Source organism: Pseudomonas sp. MDT1-17, assembly GCF_054898105.1.
The window spans coordinates 2,203,406-2,219,677 of record NZ_JBUBVM010000001.1; the positions used below are offsets into that span (position 1 = coordinate 2,203,406).

The 16,272-nt window shown below is 58.2% G+C and carries 14 protein-coding genes; all 14 read left to right on the top strand.

Features of this window, described 5'->3' with window-relative positions; translation table 11 throughout:
• Positions 1-13: 13 nt before the first annotated feature.
• The 14 genes from flgG (at position 14) to ACYZTX_RS10265 (ending at position 16,268) form a co-directional block, all read left to right on the top strand.
• On the top strand, positions 14-799 hold the full coding sequence (gene flgG, locus ACYZTX_RS10200) for a flagellar basal-body rod protein FlgG (protein WP_008011001.1): 786 nt from the start codon (positions 14-16) through the stop codon (positions 797-799).
• Between the two features lie 52 nt (positions 800-851).
• A complete protein-coding gene (gene flgH / locus ACYZTX_RS10205) occupies positions 852-1,547 on the top strand; it encodes a flagellar basal body L-ring protein FlgH (protein WP_149418667.1) in 696 nt (231 codons plus the stop codon).
• A 27-nt stretch (positions 1,548-1,574) separates the two neighbouring features.
• Complete coding sequence (locus ACYZTX_RS10210) at positions 1,575-2,663, top strand: flagellar basal body P-ring protein FlgI (RefSeq protein WP_462037015.1); 1,089 nt, start codon at positions 1,575-1,577, stop codon at positions 2,661-2,663.
• 11 nt (positions 2,664-2,674) lie between these two features.
• On the top strand, positions 2,675-3,976 hold the full coding sequence (gene flgJ, locus ACYZTX_RS10215) for a flagellar assembly peptidoglycan hydrolase FlgJ (protein ID WP_462033955.1): 1,302 nt from the start codon (positions 2,675-2,677) through the stop codon (positions 3,974-3,976).
• A 23-nt stretch (positions 3,977-3,999) separates the two neighbouring features.
• A complete protein-coding gene (flgK, locus tag ACYZTX_RS10220) occupies positions 4,000-6,015 on the top strand; it encodes a flagellar hook-associated protein FlgK (protein WP_462033956.1) in 2,016 nt (671 codons plus the stop codon).
• A 13-nt stretch (positions 6,016-6,028) separates the two neighbouring features.
• Complete coding sequence (locus ACYZTX_RS10225) at positions 6,029-7,606, top strand: flagellar hook-associated protein 3 (RefSeq protein ID WP_462033957.1); 1,578 nt, start codon at positions 6,029-6,031, stop codon at positions 7,604-7,606.
• Positions 7,607-7,921: 315 nt separating this feature from the next.
• Positions 7,922-8,851: a ketoacyl-ACP synthase III gene (locus tag ACYZTX_RS10230; RefSeq protein ID WP_462033958.1), complete on the top strand. Its 930-nt coding sequence runs from the start codon at positions 7,922-7,924 to the stop codon at positions 8,849-8,851.
• A 253-nt stretch (positions 8,852-9,104) separates the two neighbouring features.
• Positions 9,105-10,526: a flagellin N-terminal helical domain-containing protein gene (locus tag ACYZTX_RS10235; protein ID WP_462033959.1), complete on the top strand. Its 1,422-nt coding sequence runs from the start codon at positions 9,105-9,107 to the stop codon at positions 10,524-10,526.
• A gap of 74 nt (positions 10,527-10,600) precedes the next feature.
• Positions 10,601-10,951, top strand: a complete 351-nt coding sequence (locus ACYZTX_RS10240; protein ID WP_462033960.1) for a flagellar protein FlaG — start codon at positions 10,601-10,603, stop codon at positions 10,949-10,951.
• Between the two features lie 81 nt (positions 10,952-11,032).
• A complete protein-coding gene (gene fliD, locus ACYZTX_RS10245; RefSeq protein WP_462033961.1) occupies positions 11,033-12,418 on the top strand; it encodes a flagellar filament capping protein FliD in 1,386 nt (461 codons plus the stop codon).
• 155 nt (positions 12,419-12,573) lie between these two features.
• Positions 12,574-12,963, top strand: a complete 390-nt coding sequence (gene fliS, locus ACYZTX_RS10250; RefSeq protein ID WP_462033962.1) for a flagellar export chaperone FliS — start codon at positions 12,574-12,576, stop codon at positions 12,961-12,963.
• Between the two features lie 24 nt (positions 12,964-12,987).
• Positions 12,988-13,284, top strand: coding sequence for a flagellar protein FliT (gene fliT, locus ACYZTX_RS10255; RefSeq protein WP_462033963.1), 297 nt, complete (start codon positions 12,988-12,990; stop codon positions 13,282-13,284).
• A 174-nt stretch (positions 13,285-13,458) separates the two neighbouring features.
• Positions 13,459-14,934, top strand: a complete 1,476-nt coding sequence (locus ACYZTX_RS10260) for a sigma-54 dependent transcriptional regulator (protein WP_462033964.1) — start codon at positions 13,459-13,461, stop codon at positions 14,932-14,934.
• Between the two features lie 128 nt (positions 14,935-15,062).
• Complete coding sequence (locus ACYZTX_RS10265; protein WP_462037016.1) at positions 15,063-16,268, top strand: sensor histidine kinase; 1,206 nt, start codon at positions 15,063-15,065, stop codon at positions 16,266-16,268.
• Positions 16,269-16,272 lie beyond the last annotated feature (4 nt).

A 16,272-nucleotide genomic window follows, 5' to 3' on the forward strand; every position in this document is an offset into this window, starting at 1 on the left:
CGAGGAGAATCGAATGCTTCCGGCTCTATGGGTTGCCAAAACAGGTCTGTCCGCCCAGGACACCAACCTGACGACCATTTCCAACAACCTGGCCAACGTATCGACCACGGGTTTCAAACGTGACCGCGCCGAGTTCCAGGACTTGCTCTACCAGATCAAACGCCAGCCAGGCGCCCAGTCGACCCAGGACAGCGAGCTGCCGTCGGGTCTGCAAGTGGGTACCGGTGTGCGCATCGTCGGCACCCAGAAAAACTTCACTGCCGGCAGCCTGCAAACCACCGAGCAGCCGTTGGACATGGCCATCGACGGTCGCGGTTTCTTCCAGATTCTGCAGCCGGACGGCACTACCTCCTACACCCGTGACGGTACGTTCCACCTGGATTCCAACGGTCAGATCGTCAACGCCAGCGGCTTCGCCCTGGAACCGGCCATTGTCATCCCCAACGATGCCCAGACCTTCACGGTCGGTCGCGACGGCACCGTGTCCATCACCGTTGCCGGCAACCCGGCGTCCCAGGTGATCGGCAACCTGCAAACTGCCGACTTCATCAACCCGGCCGGTCTGCAGGCCGTGGGCAACAACCTGTTCCTGGAAACCGCTGCCAGCGGCGCGCCGCAAGTCGGCACCCCAGGCCTGGCCGGTTTCGGCACCACGCTGCAGAACACCCTGGAAACGTCCAACGTCAGCACCGTAGAGGAGATGGTCAACATGATCACCACTCAGCGCGCTTACGAGATGAATTCCAAGGTGATCTCGACCGCCGATCAGATGCTCTCGTTCGTAACGCAGAATCTGTAATCAAGTCTATGAGGCGGCCATCAGGTCGCCGGCAACACCGTGAGGTAGGGTCATGAATCGCTTTGTATCTGTTCTGGCACTGAGTGGGGCCGTCGTGCTCGCGGGTTGCGTTGCCCCGCCGCCCAAGCCCAATGACCCTTACTACGCCCCGGTGTTGCCGCGCACGCCGTTGCCGGCTGCCGCCAATAACGGCTCGATCTACCAGGCCGGTTTTGAACAGAACCTGTACAGCGACCGCAAGGCGTTCCGGGTCGGTGACATCATCACCATCACCCTGAACGAGCGCACCCAGGCCAGCAAGAACGCCAATTCGCAAACCGCCAAGAACAGCAAGACCGACATCGGCCTGAGCTCGTTTTTCGGCGGTGGCCTGAGCACCAGTGATCCAGTGGGCAGCGGTAGCCTGAGTCTGGACGTCGGTTATGAAGGTGACCGCGCAACCAAGGGCGACAGCAAGTCCGGCCAGAGCAACAGCCTGACCGGTTCGATCACCGTGACCGTCGCCGACGTGTTGCCCAACGGCATCATTGCCGTGCGTGGCGAGAAGTGGCTGACCCTCAACACCGGCGATGAGCTGGTACGGATTGCCGGGCTCGTTCGCGCCGACGACATCGCCACCGACAACACCGTGTCGTCGACCCGTGTCGCCGATGCGCGCATCACCTATTCGGGCACCGGTGCGTTTGCCGATGCGAGTCAGCCAGGCTGGTTCGACCGTTTCTTCCTCAGCCCGCTGTTCCCTTTCTAGGTGGCTACGTTGAATCTCAAACACCTGATGGTGGCCGCCCTGATGCTCTGCGCCGCGTTCAACGCTCAAGCCGAGCGGCTGAAGGACATCGCCAGTATTTCCGGCGTGCGTTCCAACCAATTGATCGGCTACGGCCTGGTGGTCGGGCTTAATGGCACCGGCGACCAGACGACGCAGACGCCGTTCACTCTGCAGACGTTCAACAACATGCTCTCGCAGTTCGGCATCAAGGTGCCGCCGGGTTCGGGCAACGTGCAGTTGAAGAACGTCGCGGCGGTGTCGATCAGTGCCGACTTGCCGGCGTTCGCCAAGCCGGGTCAGCAGGTCGACATCACGGTAGCGTCCATCGGTAACTCCAAGAGCCTGCGCGGCGGCACCTTGCTGCTGACGCCGCTCAAGGGTATCGACGGCAACGTCTACGCGATCGCTCAGGGCAATCTGGTGGTCGGCGGTTTTGATGCCGAAGGTCGCGATGGTTCGAAAATCACCGTCAACGTTCCGTCGGCCGGTCGTATCCCGGGCGGTGCATCGGTTGAGCGTTCGGTGCCGAGCGGTTTCAACCAGGGCAACAGCCTGACCCTGAACCTCAATCGTTCGGACTTCACCACGGCCAAGCGCATCGTCGACAAGATCAACAACATGCTCGGCCCTGGCGTTGCCCAGGCCATCGACGGCGGCTCGATTCGTGTCAGCGCACCACTCGATCCGAGCCAGCGCGTCGACTACTTGTCGATCATCGAGAACCTTGAAGTCGACCCGGGGCAGGCGGTGGCGAAAGTCATCATCAACTCCCGTACCGGCACCATTGTGATCGGTCAGAACGTCAAGGTTTCCCCGGCCGCCGTGACCCACGGCAGCTTGACCGTGACCATCACCGAAGACCCGATCGTCAGCCAGCCCGGCCCTCTGTCCAATGGTCAGACGGCGGTCGTGCCGCGCTCGCGGGTCAACGCCCAGCAGGAAGCCAAGCCGATGTTCAAGTTCGGCCCGGGCACCACCCTCGACGAAATCGTGCGTGCGGTGAACCAGGTCGGCGCGGCACCGGGTGACTTGATGGCGATCCTCGAAGCACTGAAACAGGCCGGCGCATTGCAAGCCGACTTGATCGTGATCTGAGGACGACAACCATGGATATGCGCAAGGGCGGTTTGGGTGTCAGCAGCAACGATTCGGGTTCCTATTCGGACTTGAATCGCTTGAACCAGCTCAAGGTCGGCGACAAGGACAGTGACGCGAACATGCGCAAAGTTGCGCAGGAATTCGAGTCGCTGTTCCTTGGTGAAATGCTCAAGTCCATGCGCTCGGCCACCGACGCGCTGGGCCAGGACAATCCGCTCAATACGCCGGCCGCCAAGCAATACCAGGAAATGTACGACCAGCAGTTGGCCGTTTCCATGTCCCGTGAGGGCGGTGGTATCGGTCTGGCTGACGTGCTGATGCGTCAAATGTCGAAGAATAAACCGTTGGCCCCCGGCGAGGCCGCTGCCGCGTCAGCCGCCAAGCAAGCTGCCGCGAAAGCCGCGGTGGAAACGCCGATTGCCGCTGGTACGGTCGGCACCAATGGGCCGCTGTCGCGCCTCAATGGCGAGCGCCCGTTGTGGGCTTCGCGTTCGGTGAAGTCGCCGGCCAATGCGGGCGAGGGTGCTCATCACAATGATATGGCGCTGATCAATCAGCGGCGTCTGGCGCTGCCGCCGAAACTGGCCGACCGCTTGCTCGCAGGGCTGGTGCCGTCGGCATCGACCACTGCCGCGACCGCCACGGCGGCGCAGAACAAAATCCAAATGCCGCAGAACACCAAGACCGGTGCCGGCCCCCTGTACAACGGTGATTGGCTGGCGTCGCAAACGGATGCGACATCCAGCGGGCGCCTGCAGGTTTATGGTCGTGCCATGGCTCAAATACCCCTGGCGCCGGCGAAGAAGGCGTTCAGTTCCGCCGACGAATTCGTCAACACCATGCTGCCGATGGCCAAAGAGGCCGCCGAACGCATTGGTGTCGATCCGCGTTACCTGGTGGCGCAGGCTGCTCTGGAAACCGGTTGGGGCAAATCGGTCATGCGCGCCCAGGATGGCAGCAGCAGCCACAACCTGTTCGGCATCAAGGCCAGCAGCAATTGGAAGGGCGAATCGGCGCGGGCAATCACCAGCGAATTCAGAAATGGCGAGATGGTCAAGGAGACGGCTCAGTTCCGTTCCTACGACTCTTACAAGGACAGCTTCCATGACCTTGTGACGCTGCTGCAAACCAACAATCGCTATCAAGATGTTGTGAAGTCGGCCGATAACCCAGAACAGTTTGTACGCGAGTTGCAAAAGGCCGGTTACGCAACCGACCCGGACTACGCAAGCAAGATTTCGCAGATAGCCAAGCAGATGACGAGTTACCAGAATTACGCTGCGGCGGGCGCTACCACCACGCCTTTATAGGCACAAGCTATAAGGTCTGAACCATGAGTTTGCTCAATATCGGGATGTCGGGGCTGGCTGCTGGCCAATCCTCGTTGATGACCACCGGTAACAACATCGCCAACGTTGACACCGCCGGGTACTCACGCCAGCAATCTGTGCAGAGCACTAAAGGCTCTATTCAGTACGGCAATGTGTTCATCGGCACCGGTACGACGCTGTCCGATGTGCGCCGAGTGTACAACAGCTACCTCGATGCTCAGTTGCAGACCACCACTTCGCTCAACAGCGATGCGCAAGCGTATCTGGGGCAGGCCACGCAAGTGGACAAGCTGTTGTCCGACAGCGGCACTGGTATCACCAAAACGCTGCAGTCGTTTTTCTCGTCTTTGCAAACGCTGTCCGCCAACTCTAATGACAGCGCTTCACGTCAAGCATTGTTGACCAATGCTCAGGGGTTGAGCAGTCGCTTCAACGCCATTTCCCAGCAGTTGAATCAGCAGGGTTCGTACATCAACAATCAGTTGGGCTCGATGGCCGAACAGGTCAATAAGCTGGCATCGACCGTTGCGGCCTACAACAAGAAAATCAGTGAGGTCAGTGGTTCGGGCGGCATGCCCAACGACCTGCTGGACCAGCGCAACGAGACCGTTCGACAGCTCTCCGAGCTGGTGGGCACGCAGGTCATCGAAACCGACGGCCGACTGGATATTTATCTGGGCAGCGGCCAGCCGCTGGTCATAGGCGATACGGTCAGTACTTTGCGCGTGGTGACCGATAAGTCTGATCCTACCCGTTCTTCGATCATCATGGATCGCGGCAGTTCGACGATCGATATCACTTCCGTGGTGTCGGGCGGCGAGATGGGTGGTCTGTTGCGTTACCGCGACGACGTGCTGACGCCAGCAGTCAACGGGCTGGGTCGCATCGCCATGGTGGTGGCCGATCAGGTCAACAAACAGTTAGGGCAGGGGCTGGATCAGAACGGTAATTTTGGCTCGGGGTTGTTTAACGACATCAACAGCCTGGCGGCCATCAGCCAGCGCAGCATCGCTAATGGCAACAACGACCCGACATCCGGCAACCTCAACGTCACCATCAAAGACACCAGCAAGCTGTCGGCCAGCGATTACCAGGTGACCTTCACCAGTGCCACTGGCTACAGCGTGCGTCGTCTGTCGGATAATACCGACATGGGCAGTTTCACCCTGCCTGTACCCCCGGCCGCAGCCCCGGTCATCGACGGCTTCAGCCTGACCCTCAATGCGGGCCCGGTGAATGCCGGCGACACCTTCAAGATTACCCCGACGCGCAGTTCTGCCGCGGACATGACGACCGTCATGACCGACAGTAAAACCTTGGCCACGTCCGCTCCGCTGACGTCCACCAAGGCCTCGGGCAATGACGGCACCGGTGCTGTCAGTCAGCCGGTTCTGAGCACAGTCTTGGACATCTACGATCCGGTCCAGCGCCTGGAAGTACAGACGGCGGTCAAGGCATCGATGCCGGTTCGCCTGCTCATGACCAGCAGCACCGCCTACCAAGTGTTCGACGCCAAGGGCACCAGCATCGGTACTGGCAGCATCGTGCCTGGCCAGAACAACAATCTGAATATTTCCGTGCCTTACACAGGCGTCGGGGGCGTTGCCAAAACGTTCAGCGTGGCGATGACCGTCAGTGGCAGCCCTGCCAAGGACGACAGTTTCAATATTTCAATGACGGCTGCCAGTAGCACTGACAACCGCAACGCCCAGGCGTTGCTCGGCCTGCAAACCAAGGCCACGGTCGGCGCGAATGCCACCAGTCCTGGCGTCAGTTTCACCGATGCCTACGGTGGTCTGGTCTCGTCAGTCGGCTCCATGACCAAACAGGGGCAAATGGATGCAACTGCCACTGACACCATCCTGACCCAGGCCCGAAATTCTCGCGATTCGCTGTCGGGTGTCGACCTCGATGAAGAGACTGGCAACCTGATCAAATACCAGCAGTACTACTCGGCTTCTTCGCAGATCATCAAGACTGCGCAGGAAATTTTCAGCACTCTGATCAACGCCCTTTAAGGAGCCGTAAAACATGCGTATTTCTACTGCACAGTACTATGCGACGACGGCTGCCAACTATCAGCGCAACTTCAACAACACGATCAAGACGGCCGAGCAGGCCAGCAGCGGCGTGAAGCTTGAGACCGCGGCGGATGATCCGGTCGGAGCGGCCCGCCTGCTGCAACTCGATCAGCAAAAAGCCATGCTGGGTCAGTACACCACCAACATCAGCGCGCTGAACACCGCTCAGGCGCAAGAAGAAAGCGTGCTCGACAGCATCAACAACGTGCTGCAGAAAGTCAGCGAGTTGGCGGTGCGTGCCGGTGGCGGTTCGTTGAACGACGACGACCGTAAATCCATTGCTTCTGAACTCAGCGCGGCCGAAGATCAATTGCTGAGCCTGATGAACAGCAAGGACGCCAACGGCAAGTTCATCTTTTCCGGCGCCAGCAACAACACTCAGCCCTTCGCGCGCAATAGCGACGGCACCTACAGTTATCAGGGTGACCAGACCCAGCTGCAATTGAAGATCGGTGACTCGATGTCGCTGGGACTCAACGATACCGGTTGGGACGTGTTCCAGCAGGCCATCAACGCCGCCCGAAGCTCAACCAGAATGACAGCACCGACGGTCGATGACGGGCGTGTGGCCCTGTCGCCAGGCCTGGTGAGTTCCGGCCCGGCTTTCGATGCGAATTTCCGCAGCAGTCAGCCGTATACCCTGGCCTTCACCAGCAGCACCCAGTTTTCGATCAAGGATGCCTTGGGTAATGACGTGACCGCCGAGGCGAGTCAGGGGGGTGTGTTTGACCCAAACGCCAAGGGTGGCTCCGACGTCAACTTCCGTGGTGTGACCTTTAAACTGGATATCACTTTCCAGGCCGGTGACAACGCCACCAACGCCGACGCGGTGATCGCCGGTCACAGTTTCCAGTTGGCGGCTAAGCCGGACAGCTTCGTCAGCAACCGTGCGCCGAGCAACGGATCGACAGCTTTGGTGAGCCAGACTTCGGTGACCAATGCTGCGGACTATCAGAGCTTTTTCCCTGAAGGCGGGGCGGTTCTGAAATTCACCGGCCCGACGACCTTTGATCTGTACGCTCGTCCGTTGACCACCGGCAGCACACCGGTAACCTCCGGGACCATGGCGGCGGGGGTGGCGACGGCGGCCGGTGTCAGCTTTACCCTCAGTGGGGGCGCACCCGCTTCGGGTGATCAATTCGACATCGCGGTCAATACTCACCAGACCCAGAACGTGCTGGATACCATCAGCCAGCTGCGTCAGGCGCTTGACTCACCAACCCAGGGCAACCCGATTGCGCAGCGCTTTCTGGAAGACACCGTGGCTTCGGCAATTGCCAACCTGGGCAATGCCAAGAACCAGGTCGACCTGGCCCGTGGCGCTATCGGTGCCCGGGGTAACGTGATGGATATGCAGGCCGAACAAAACCAGAGCACTAGCCTGATCAACGATTCAACGCAGAACGGAATCAAGAACACCGATCCAGCGGAAGTGCTGACGCGTCTGACCTTGCAGCAGACCATGCTGCAAGCGGCGCAGCTTGCGTTCTCGAAGATTTCCCAGCTGGGTCTGTTCAACAAGCTTTGAGTCGGTCTTGACCGCTCGCGGCCAGTCCCTTTCATAAGGGGCTGGCCTTTTTTTTTGCGTTTTTTTCGGAGGGGAGCGAGATAGGGCGGGACTGCGGCTGAGTCACAAAATCAAATAAAGCACTGATCTCTGAGTGACCCGCCAGTCAAAACGCGCATCTTCACTGTATCCTGTCTGCGGGCGGTGAAGGTGGTGGGCCTGTTCAAGGTGATCCTTGAGACCCGACGTTGCCTCCTCTGGGGGCCAAGCCCTGACTGTAGACGCCCTCGATTCAGCGAGCGGCGATATTCAGCTGTTTATTATTGGGAAGCCATAATGATTGGCATAAAAAACATAGCGAGTTACGTGCCGGCAGCCGGGGTTGATAACTACGCCCAGGGTGCAAAGTTCGACAAGGATGAAACCTTCATCCTTGGCAAGATCGGTTCGGCTTTTTTGCCGCGCAAGGGGGCCGATCAGGAAACTTCGGATCTGTGCGTCGAAGCGGTCAATGCGCTGTTCGCCGCCAGTCCTGAACTCAAGCGTGAATCCATCGATTGCTTGATCGTCGTCACCCAGAATGGTGACGAAGAAGGCCTGCCGCATACCGCTGCGATCGTTCAGGACAAACTGGGTCTGCCAACCCATGTCGCCGCGTTCGATATCTCCCTGGGTTGTTCCGGTTATGTGTACGGCATCTATGCCCTCAAGGGGTTCATGGAAGCGACGGGGCTGAAAAATGGCCTGCTGGTGACCGCTGATCCGTACTCGAAGATCGTCGACCCGGAAGACCGCAACACCACCATGCTGTTCGGTGATGCCGCCACCGCGACCTGGATGGGCGAAAGCGCGGTCTGGCAGCTGGGCAAGTCGAAGTTCGGCACTGACGGTTCCGGTGCACCGCACCTTAAGGTCACCGATGGCGTGTTCTTCATGAACGGTCGCCAGGTCTTCAACTTTGCCTTGCTGAAAGTCCCGGCGCATTTGCATGAGCTGCTGGACGAGTCCAATTTGCAGGCTGGCGATATCGATGCCTTCTGCATTCACCAGGGCAGCGCGGCGATTGTCGACGCCGTTGCGCGTCGCTTTGAAGAAGGCGAGCCGGAAAAGTTCATCAAGGACATGCTCGAAACCGGTAACACGGTGTCCTCGAGTATTCCGTTGCTGTTGCAGAACCACGTGTTCGATTCCAAGTGGACCCGTGTCGCCATCAGCGGCTTCGGCGTAGGCCTGTCGTGGGGCTCGGCGATTCTCTTTCGCGGCTGACGGAATACACCTTGTAGCCACCATAAAAAACGCCCGGGAACGAAAGTTTCCGGGCGTTTTGTATTTTGCTGGCGCCGAAATTATGGCTCTAAAGCCTTGAAACTAAAGGGCTGGCAAGCTGCCACTAAAAATTTCGAAAAAACCCCTCAAGCAAAGCCTCTTCACGACGATAACTATTACGTAGGTTCTCTAGGCCACACCCGACGGATGTCAGGGCCGGAAGCCGCAGTATCCATCCAACGAGGATTTCGTCATGGCTTTAACAGTAAACACCAACCTTGCATCGTTGACCGTTCAGAACAACCTGAACAAAGCTTCCACCAATCTGCAAACTTCGATGCAGCGTCTGTCTTCCGGCCTGCGTATCAACAGCGCTAAAGACGATGCGGCCGGCCTGCAAATCTCCAACCGTCTGACCAGCCAAATCAACGGCCTGGGCACTGCCATCAAGAACGCCGGTGACGGCATCTCCATCGCGCAAACTGCTGAAGGCGCGATGCAGGAGTCCACCAACATCCTGCAGAAAATGCGTACCCTGGCTCTGGCCTCCGCGAACGGCTCGCCAAGCGCTGAAGACCGTAAGTCGAACAACGCCGAGTACTCGGCTCTGACTTCCGAACTGACCCGTATCGCTACTACCACTACCTTCGGTGGTCGTAACCTGCTGGACGGTTCTTTCGGTACTACCGCTTTCCAGGTAGGCGCCAACTCCAACCAGACTATCAACATGACTCTGGGCGACGTATCGGCTAGCAACATCGGCTCCCAGCAGATGAAGAGTGCTTCCATCACGCCGGGTGCTGGTGTGACCACTGGCTCTATCACTATCGTTGGTGGTGGTCAGACAGCAACTTTGGCTATCGGCACTGCTGACTCTGCCAAGACCACTGCTGCTCAGTTTAACGGCGCTATCGGTGGTCTGACTGCCACTGCCAGCACCGAAGCCCAGTTCACTTTTAACGCTGCTGTTGTCAACGCAGGTACTCCCGCTAACTTCACTATGAATGTGGGTGGTGCTTCGGTCGCCTTTGTCGGTGTAACTAACGCTGCCGATATGGCTGAACAGTTGAAGTCCAACGCAGCCAAACTGGGTATCAGCGTTAATAACGATGCCAAAACTGGTTTGTCGATTAAGTCCGACACTGGTGAGAATATCAGTTTCTCTGCTGGTGACGCCGGCGCTGCTGGTATCTCGATTGCAACCAAAAACGGTGCTGGTACTCTTGGTACCTCTACAGCTATTGCCGCTGGCGTAATTGCCACTGGTGCTATGAAGCTGAACTCCACCAGCGGTTATTCTGTTAGTGGTACCGCAGCGACCGTGGCTGATTTGTTCGGTACTGCTACCGCCTCTGCTAAGTTAGCTGTTTCCAACACTAACGTGACCACCGCTGCAAGCGCGCAAGACGCTGTTGACGTGATCTCCCAAGCAATCGCCAACATCGACTCCCAGCGTGCTGACCTCGGTGCCGTACAAAACCGTTTCGACAGCACCGTGTCGAACCTGCGCAGCATCTCGGACAACTCCACTGCTGCTCGTGGCGTGATCCAGGACGTTGACTTCGCGGCAGAAACTGCTCAGCTGACCAAGCAACAAACCCTGCAACAGGCTTCCACTGCGATCCTGTCCCAGGCTAACCAGCTGCCATCCGCTGTACTGAAACTGCTTCAGTAATATCAGCGCTTGGTGACTGACGGAAGGGCGCGTTTACGTGCCCTTTCGTCTTTTCCGTGATGAGGAGATTTAGCATGGACATGAGCGTCAAGTTGAACCTGTCTTATCCAGCCGTTGCTCCTCAGGGCGTAACACCGACCGTCATTGCCCAACAGGAACAGCCCAAGGCTGAAGCCGTCGCGCAATCGGGCTCCGAGCCCAAGCGTGACGATCTGGAAAAAGCCGTGACCGATATTCGGGAATTCGTCCAGGCTGCCCAGCGCAAGCTGGATTTTTCCATTGATGATTCCACCGGCCGGGTCGTGGTCAAGGTCATCGCCACCGAAACCGGTGACGTGATTCGCCAGATCCCTTCGGAAACTGCATTGAAGCTTGCACAGAGCCTGACCGACGCCAGCAGCTTGCTGTTTGACGCCAAGGCCTGAGCTGGCATGAATTTTGTTGCTGTCGCTGGTTAAGGCGCTCTTAGTCAAGAAAACGGCAGCCACTGGATAAGGAGAGAGATGATGGCGGGTTCAACGGTTAGCGGTATTGGTTCGAACATCGATACCCAAGCGATCGTGAAGTCTTTGGTCGATTCCGAAAGGGCACCGAAGCAGACACAGATCAATAGCCAGACGCTGAAGGCGACTACCTCGCTATCGTCGATCGGTAAGATCCAGGCGGCGCTGGCTGCCTTTCGTGGTGCGTTGGACACCATGAAGACGACCGCCACCTTTAGTGGGCTGGCTGGTTCGTCGTCCGACGAGAAAGTCGCAACTATTACCACCGGTACAGGCGCAGCGGCCGGTAGTTTCTCCCTGTTGGTGACCAAGTTGGCGACAGCGTCGAAAATTTCGACCAAGGTCTTTACCGACGGCGCGTCTTCAGTAGTTAACGCTGGCGCAACTCCGACCACGTTGACCATTAAGCAGGGCACTAACACGTTCGACGTCAGCATTCCTGCTGGCGCGACGTTGCAACAGGTCCGCGACTCGATCAACTCGCAGTACGCCAACCAAGGCTTGAGTGCCAACATTCTGACCGACGCCAACGGTTCTCGAATGGTGCTGACCTCGACTACGACAGGTGTAGGTTCGGACTTGATCCTGAGTGGCAGCTCTGGTCTGAATGTTGGCACCACGGTCCTCGCTACACCGCAAAATGCCGAGTACGTTCTCGACGGTGTGTCAATGAGCTCCAAAAGCAATACCATTGCCGATGCTGTGAGCGGGATCACCGTCAAACTGACAGGGGTGTCTCCTGTTCCGTCAGGTGGTGGTGCGGCGACACCGGCCACTATCACAGTGTCTGCCAGTAGCACGACGCTGAAGTCGGCGGTGAAGGGTTTTGTCGATACCTACAACGCATTGATCAAGGCGGCCAACGCTGAAACTCAGGTCACCACCAATGCCGATGGTTCGGTAACGTCCGGCGCCCTGACAGGCGACGCCTCTCTGCGCTCAATGCTGTCCGCGGTGCGTACTGAGCTGAATGCGATGGGTGGCACCGGTCAGATGAAGTCTCTCGCTCAGTTCGGTGTCAAGACCGACCAGAAAACCGGGACACTATCAATCGACGACAAATTGTTCGATACCGCGGTCATCACCAATGCCGCCGACATTAACGGCATCTTCACCGGCGACACCGGTTTGCTGGCGCGTATGAAAACCGCGACTGACAGCTTCGCCCTGAGCAAGACGGGTGTGTTCGCCGCGCGCTCGGCGAGCCTGACCGACAGCCTGAACGACTTGAAAAAGCAGCAAGACTCCCTCGATTCGCGGATGACCAGCCTGCAAGCGAGCCTGAGCGCCAAGTACACCGCCATGGACTCCCTGGTGGCCAGGCTGCGAGCGCAGAGCGACAGCATCATGACCACGCTCAACGCACTGAACAATCCGAAGTCCGACTGATCCGGATCAGGCATAAAAAACCCAGGCCTGCGGTCATCACAGCGCCTGGGTTTTTTTCTTGGGTAGCGGGGTCGGGTTAAAGTTTTGTGTCGACCAGTCGACATAATGGTCAGAGCAAACCCATTTTCAGTTGTTGTCTGTCACGAGGTAGAAACATGAATCCCATGAGAGCCCTTCGCCAGTATCAGAAGGTCAATTCCCATGCTCAGATCTCTGAAGCCAATCCCCATCGCCTGATTCAGTTGCTGATGGAGGGCGGGCTGGACCGCATGGCTCAAGCCAAGGGCGCCATGGAGCGCGGTGACATCGCAATCAAGGGGTTGATGCTCGGCAAGGCCGTTGACATCATCATCGGTCTGCGTGACGGCCTGAACCCGGAAAAGACCGAAGACCCGGCTTCGCTCCAGCAACTTGACAACTTGTATGCCTACATGACGACGCGTCTGATGGAAGCCAATCGCAATAACGATGCAGCGATCATCGACGAAGTATCGGGCTTGCTCGATACCCTGAAAAGCGGCTGGGATGCAATTGCAAACCAATAGGCCTGCGGGTCTGAGGATAGCGCCATGAGTCAAGCACTGCAGCGGATTGAAGAAACGCGGGAAGCCCTGGTTGACGCCTTGGCCGCGCGTAATTGGGATGCGATCGGCGAACTGGATGTGGCCTGTCGCGAATGCGTCGATGAGGTGCTGAGCGAAGCGCCGATCGACGAAGAAGCATTGCGGACCAATCTGGAGAGCCTGCTGTCGGTGTACAAGGATTTATTGACGGCGACGATGGGAGAGCGCCAAGCGATCGTCGACGAGATGTCGCAGATCACCCAAGCGCAGAAGGCGGCAAAGGTTTACCATCTGTTTGGTTGATTAACCGTCAGTTAATACAAACATAGTGCGCCATAAATTTGACTGTGCGCGGTTTTTTGACTTAACTAGTGTCTGGTTGAACATTTCAGGCGTCTACAGGCATCAACGTGTCTGCAAGCGTCTAGCTTGCCCCCTCATTTCGGGCATTGAGTTGACTAGGGAAGTTGCTATTGCATGTGGCGTGAAACCAAAATTCTGCTGATTGATGACGATAGCGTCCGCCGTCGCGACTTGGCGGTGATATTAAATTTTCTTGGCGAAGAAAATTTACCCTGCGGTAGCCATGACTGGCAGCAGGCTGTCGGCTCATTGTCGTCAAGTCGTGAAGTGATCTGTGTCCTGATCGGGACGGTCAATGCACCTGGCGCACTTACGGGCTTGTTAAAGACACTCTCTACCTGGGATGAGTTCCTTCCGGTTTTGTTAATGGGCGATAATTCTTCCACTGACTTGCCAGAAGACCAGCGTCGCCGAGTGCTTTCGACCCTCGAAATGCCACCCAGCTACAGCAAATTGCTCGACTCCCTGCATCGTGCCCAGGTCTATCGTGAGATGTACGACCAGGCCCGCGAGCGCGGTCGTCATCGCGAACCCAATCTTTTTCGTAGTCTTGTCGGCACCAGCCGGGCGATTCAACACGTCCGTCAGATGATGCAGCAAGTCGCCGACACCGATGCCAGCGTACTGATCCTCGGCGAGTCCGGGACCGGCAAGGAAGTGGTCGCGCGCAACCTGCACTATCACTCCAAGCGTCGTGACGCGCCGTTCGTTCCGGTCAACTGCGGGGCGATCCCGGCCGAGTTGCTGGAAAGCGAACTGTTCGGCCACGAAAAGGGCGCCTTCACCGGTGCAATCACCAGCCGCGCCGGGCGATTCGAACTGGCCAACGGCGGCACCCTGTTCCTTGATGAAATTGGCGACATGCCGTTGCCGATGCAGGTCAAGCTGCTGCGCGTGTTGCAGGAACGCACCTTCGAGCGCGTGGGCAGCAACAAGACCCAGAGCGTCGATGTGCGGATCATCGCCGCGACCCACAAGAATCTCGAAAGCATGATCGAGATCGGCACCTTCCGCGAAGACTTGTACTACCGCTTGAACGTGTTCCCGATCGAGATGGCACCACTGCGCGAACGTGTCGAAGACATTCCACTGCTGATGAACGAGTTGATCTCGCGCATGGAGCACGAGAAGCGTGGTTCGATCCGTTTCAATTCCGCGGCGATCATGTCGCTGTGCCGTCACGGTTGGCCGGGCAACGTCCGCGAACTCGCCAACCTGGTGGAACGCATGGCGATCATGCATCCATACGGAGTGATCGGCGTGGTCGAATTGCCGAAGAAATTCCGTTACGTCGACGATGAAGACGAGCAGTTGGTCGACAGCCTGCGCAGCGATCTTGAAGAGCGGGTGGCCATCAACGGTCATACCCCGGATTTCTCTGCCGGCGCTCTGCTGCCGCCGGAAGGCCTGGACCTGAAGGACTACCTCGGTGGTCTGGAGCAAGGGCTGATTCAGCAAGCGCTGGATGATGCCAATGGCATCGTCGCCCGCGCGGCAGAGCGGCTGCGTATTCGTCGCACCACACTGGTGGAGAAGATGCGCAAGTACGGCATGAGCCGTCGTGACGGTGATGAACAGGCGGATGATTGACGCCTGTTTTTCAAGTCCCTCATTTATAGGCGGTTTTTTTTAGGCACGGGTATTGCTACATCCCTCGCAACGTTCCGTTTAACTGACGGTCAGCCAAGCGAGAGAGCACGATGCCCCAAGCCGCCCAGATGTCTCCTGTCCCTGACGCTTCGGGGCAACCGTCGTCCGTAGAACAGGCGAGCCGGCTTGGCCTTGAGCAGGCGTTTGCGCTGTTCAGCCAGATGTCGAGCCAGTTGACCGACTCTTACAGCATGCTTGAAGCCCGGGTCACTGAGCTCAAGGGTGAGCTGGCGGTCGTCAGCGCTCAGCGCATGCAAGAGCTGGCAGAAAAAGAACGCCTGGCCAACCGGCTGCAAAACCTTCTCGACCTGTTGCCCGGCGGTGTCATCGTCATCGACGCCCAAGGCATCGTGAGCGAAGCCAACCCGGCTGCCTGCGAACTGCTCGGTCTGCCTCTCGAAGGCGAGCTGTGGCGTCATGTCATTGCCCGCTGCTTTGCGCCCCGTGAAGACGACGGTCATGAAATCTCTCTCAAGGACGGTCGGCGCTTGTCGATCTCCACTCGCTCGCTGGATGCCGAGCCCGGCCAGTTGGTGTTGCTCAACGACCTGACTGAAACCCGTCATCTGCAAGATCAGCTGGCCCGCCACGAACGACTCTCGTCCCTCGGCCGAATGGTCGCCTCGCTGGCTCATCAGATTCGTACCCCCTTATCCGCCGCCTTGCTCTACGCCAGTCATTTGACTGAGCAGGCATTGCCGGTCGAGACCCAGCAACGTTTTGCCGGGCGCCTGAAAGAGCGTCTGCATGAGCTGGAACATCAGGTTCGCGACATGCTGGTGTTTGCTCGCGGCGAGCTGCCGCTGACCGATCGCGTGACGCCCAAGGTGCTGATGCAGTCGCTGCAGGCGGCCGCACTGACCCATGTGCAGGACCTGCCGATTCGCTGGCAATGCGACAGCCATTCCGGCGAGTTGCTGTGCAATCGCGACACGCTGGTCGGGGCGATCCTGAACCTGATCGAGAACGCCATCCAGGCCAGTGCCGGCGACGTCCGTTTGAAAGTTCATCTCTATACCCGTGACAACACCCTGCGTGTGTCGGTCAGCGACAATGGCAGCGGCATCGATACAAAAGTTCTGGCGCGCCTGGGTGAACCTTTCTTTACCACTAAAACCACCGGTACTGGCCTCGGCCTGACCGTGGTCAAGGCAGTGGCACGTGCCCATCAGGGAGAATTGCAGCTGCGCTCGAGGTTCGGTCGCGGCACGTGTGCGCAGGTGATCCTGCCGCTTTTTTCGGGTGAAAAGCACAGCGCTCAGGGAGCGGAGTGAAGGA

Excerpts from the sequence above, each read along its gene's own strand:
- flgG (WP_008011001.1), top strand. The coding sequence starts at position 14 with ATGCTTCCGGCTCTATGGGTTGCCAAAACAGGTCTGTCCGCCCAGGAC.
- flgH (WP_149418667.1), top strand. The coding sequence starts at position 852 with ATGAATCGCTTTGTATCTGTTCTGGCACTGAGTGGGGCCGTCGTGCTC.
- ACYZTX_RS10210 (WP_462037015.1), top strand. The coding sequence starts at position 1,575 with ATGGTGGCCGCCCTGATGCTCTGCGCCGCGTTCAACGCTCAAGCCGAG.
- flgJ (WP_462033955.1), top strand. The coding sequence starts at position 2,675 with ATGGATATGCGCAAGGGCGGTTTGGGTGTCAGCAGCAACGATTCGGGT.
- flgK (WP_462033956.1), top strand. The coding sequence starts at position 4,000 with ATGAGTTTGCTCAATATCGGGATGTCGGGGCTGGCTGCTGGCCAATCC.
- ACYZTX_RS10225 (WP_462033957.1), top strand. The coding sequence starts at position 6,029 with ATGCGTATTTCTACTGCACAGTACTATGCGACGACGGCTGCCAACTAT.
- ACYZTX_RS10230 (WP_462033958.1), top strand. The coding sequence starts at position 7,922 with ATGATTGGCATAAAAAACATAGCGAGTTACGTGCCGGCAGCCGGGGTT.
- ACYZTX_RS10235 (WP_462033959.1), top strand. The coding sequence starts at position 9,105 with ATGGCTTTAACAGTAAACACCAACCTTGCATCGTTGACCGTTCAGAAC.
- ACYZTX_RS10240 (WP_462033960.1), top strand. The coding sequence starts at position 10,601 with ATGGACATGAGCGTCAAGTTGAACCTGTCTTATCCAGCCGTTGCTCCT.
- fliD (WP_462033961.1), top strand. The coding sequence starts at position 11,033 with ATGGCGGGTTCAACGGTTAGCGGTATTGGTTCGAACATCGATACCCAA.
- fliS (WP_462033962.1), top strand. The coding sequence starts at position 12,574 with ATGAATCCCATGAGAGCCCTTCGCCAGTATCAGAAGGTCAATTCCCAT.
- fliT (WP_462033963.1), top strand. The coding sequence starts at position 12,988 with ATGAGTCAAGCACTGCAGCGGATTGAAGAAACGCGGGAAGCCCTGGTT.
- ACYZTX_RS10260 (WP_462033964.1), top strand. The coding sequence starts at position 13,459 with ATGTGGCGTGAAACCAAAATTCTGCTGATTGATGACGATAGCGTCCGC.
- ACYZTX_RS10265 (WP_462037016.1), top strand. The coding sequence starts at position 15,063 with ATGTCTCCTGTCCCTGACGCTTCGGGGCAACCGTCGTCCGTAGAACAG.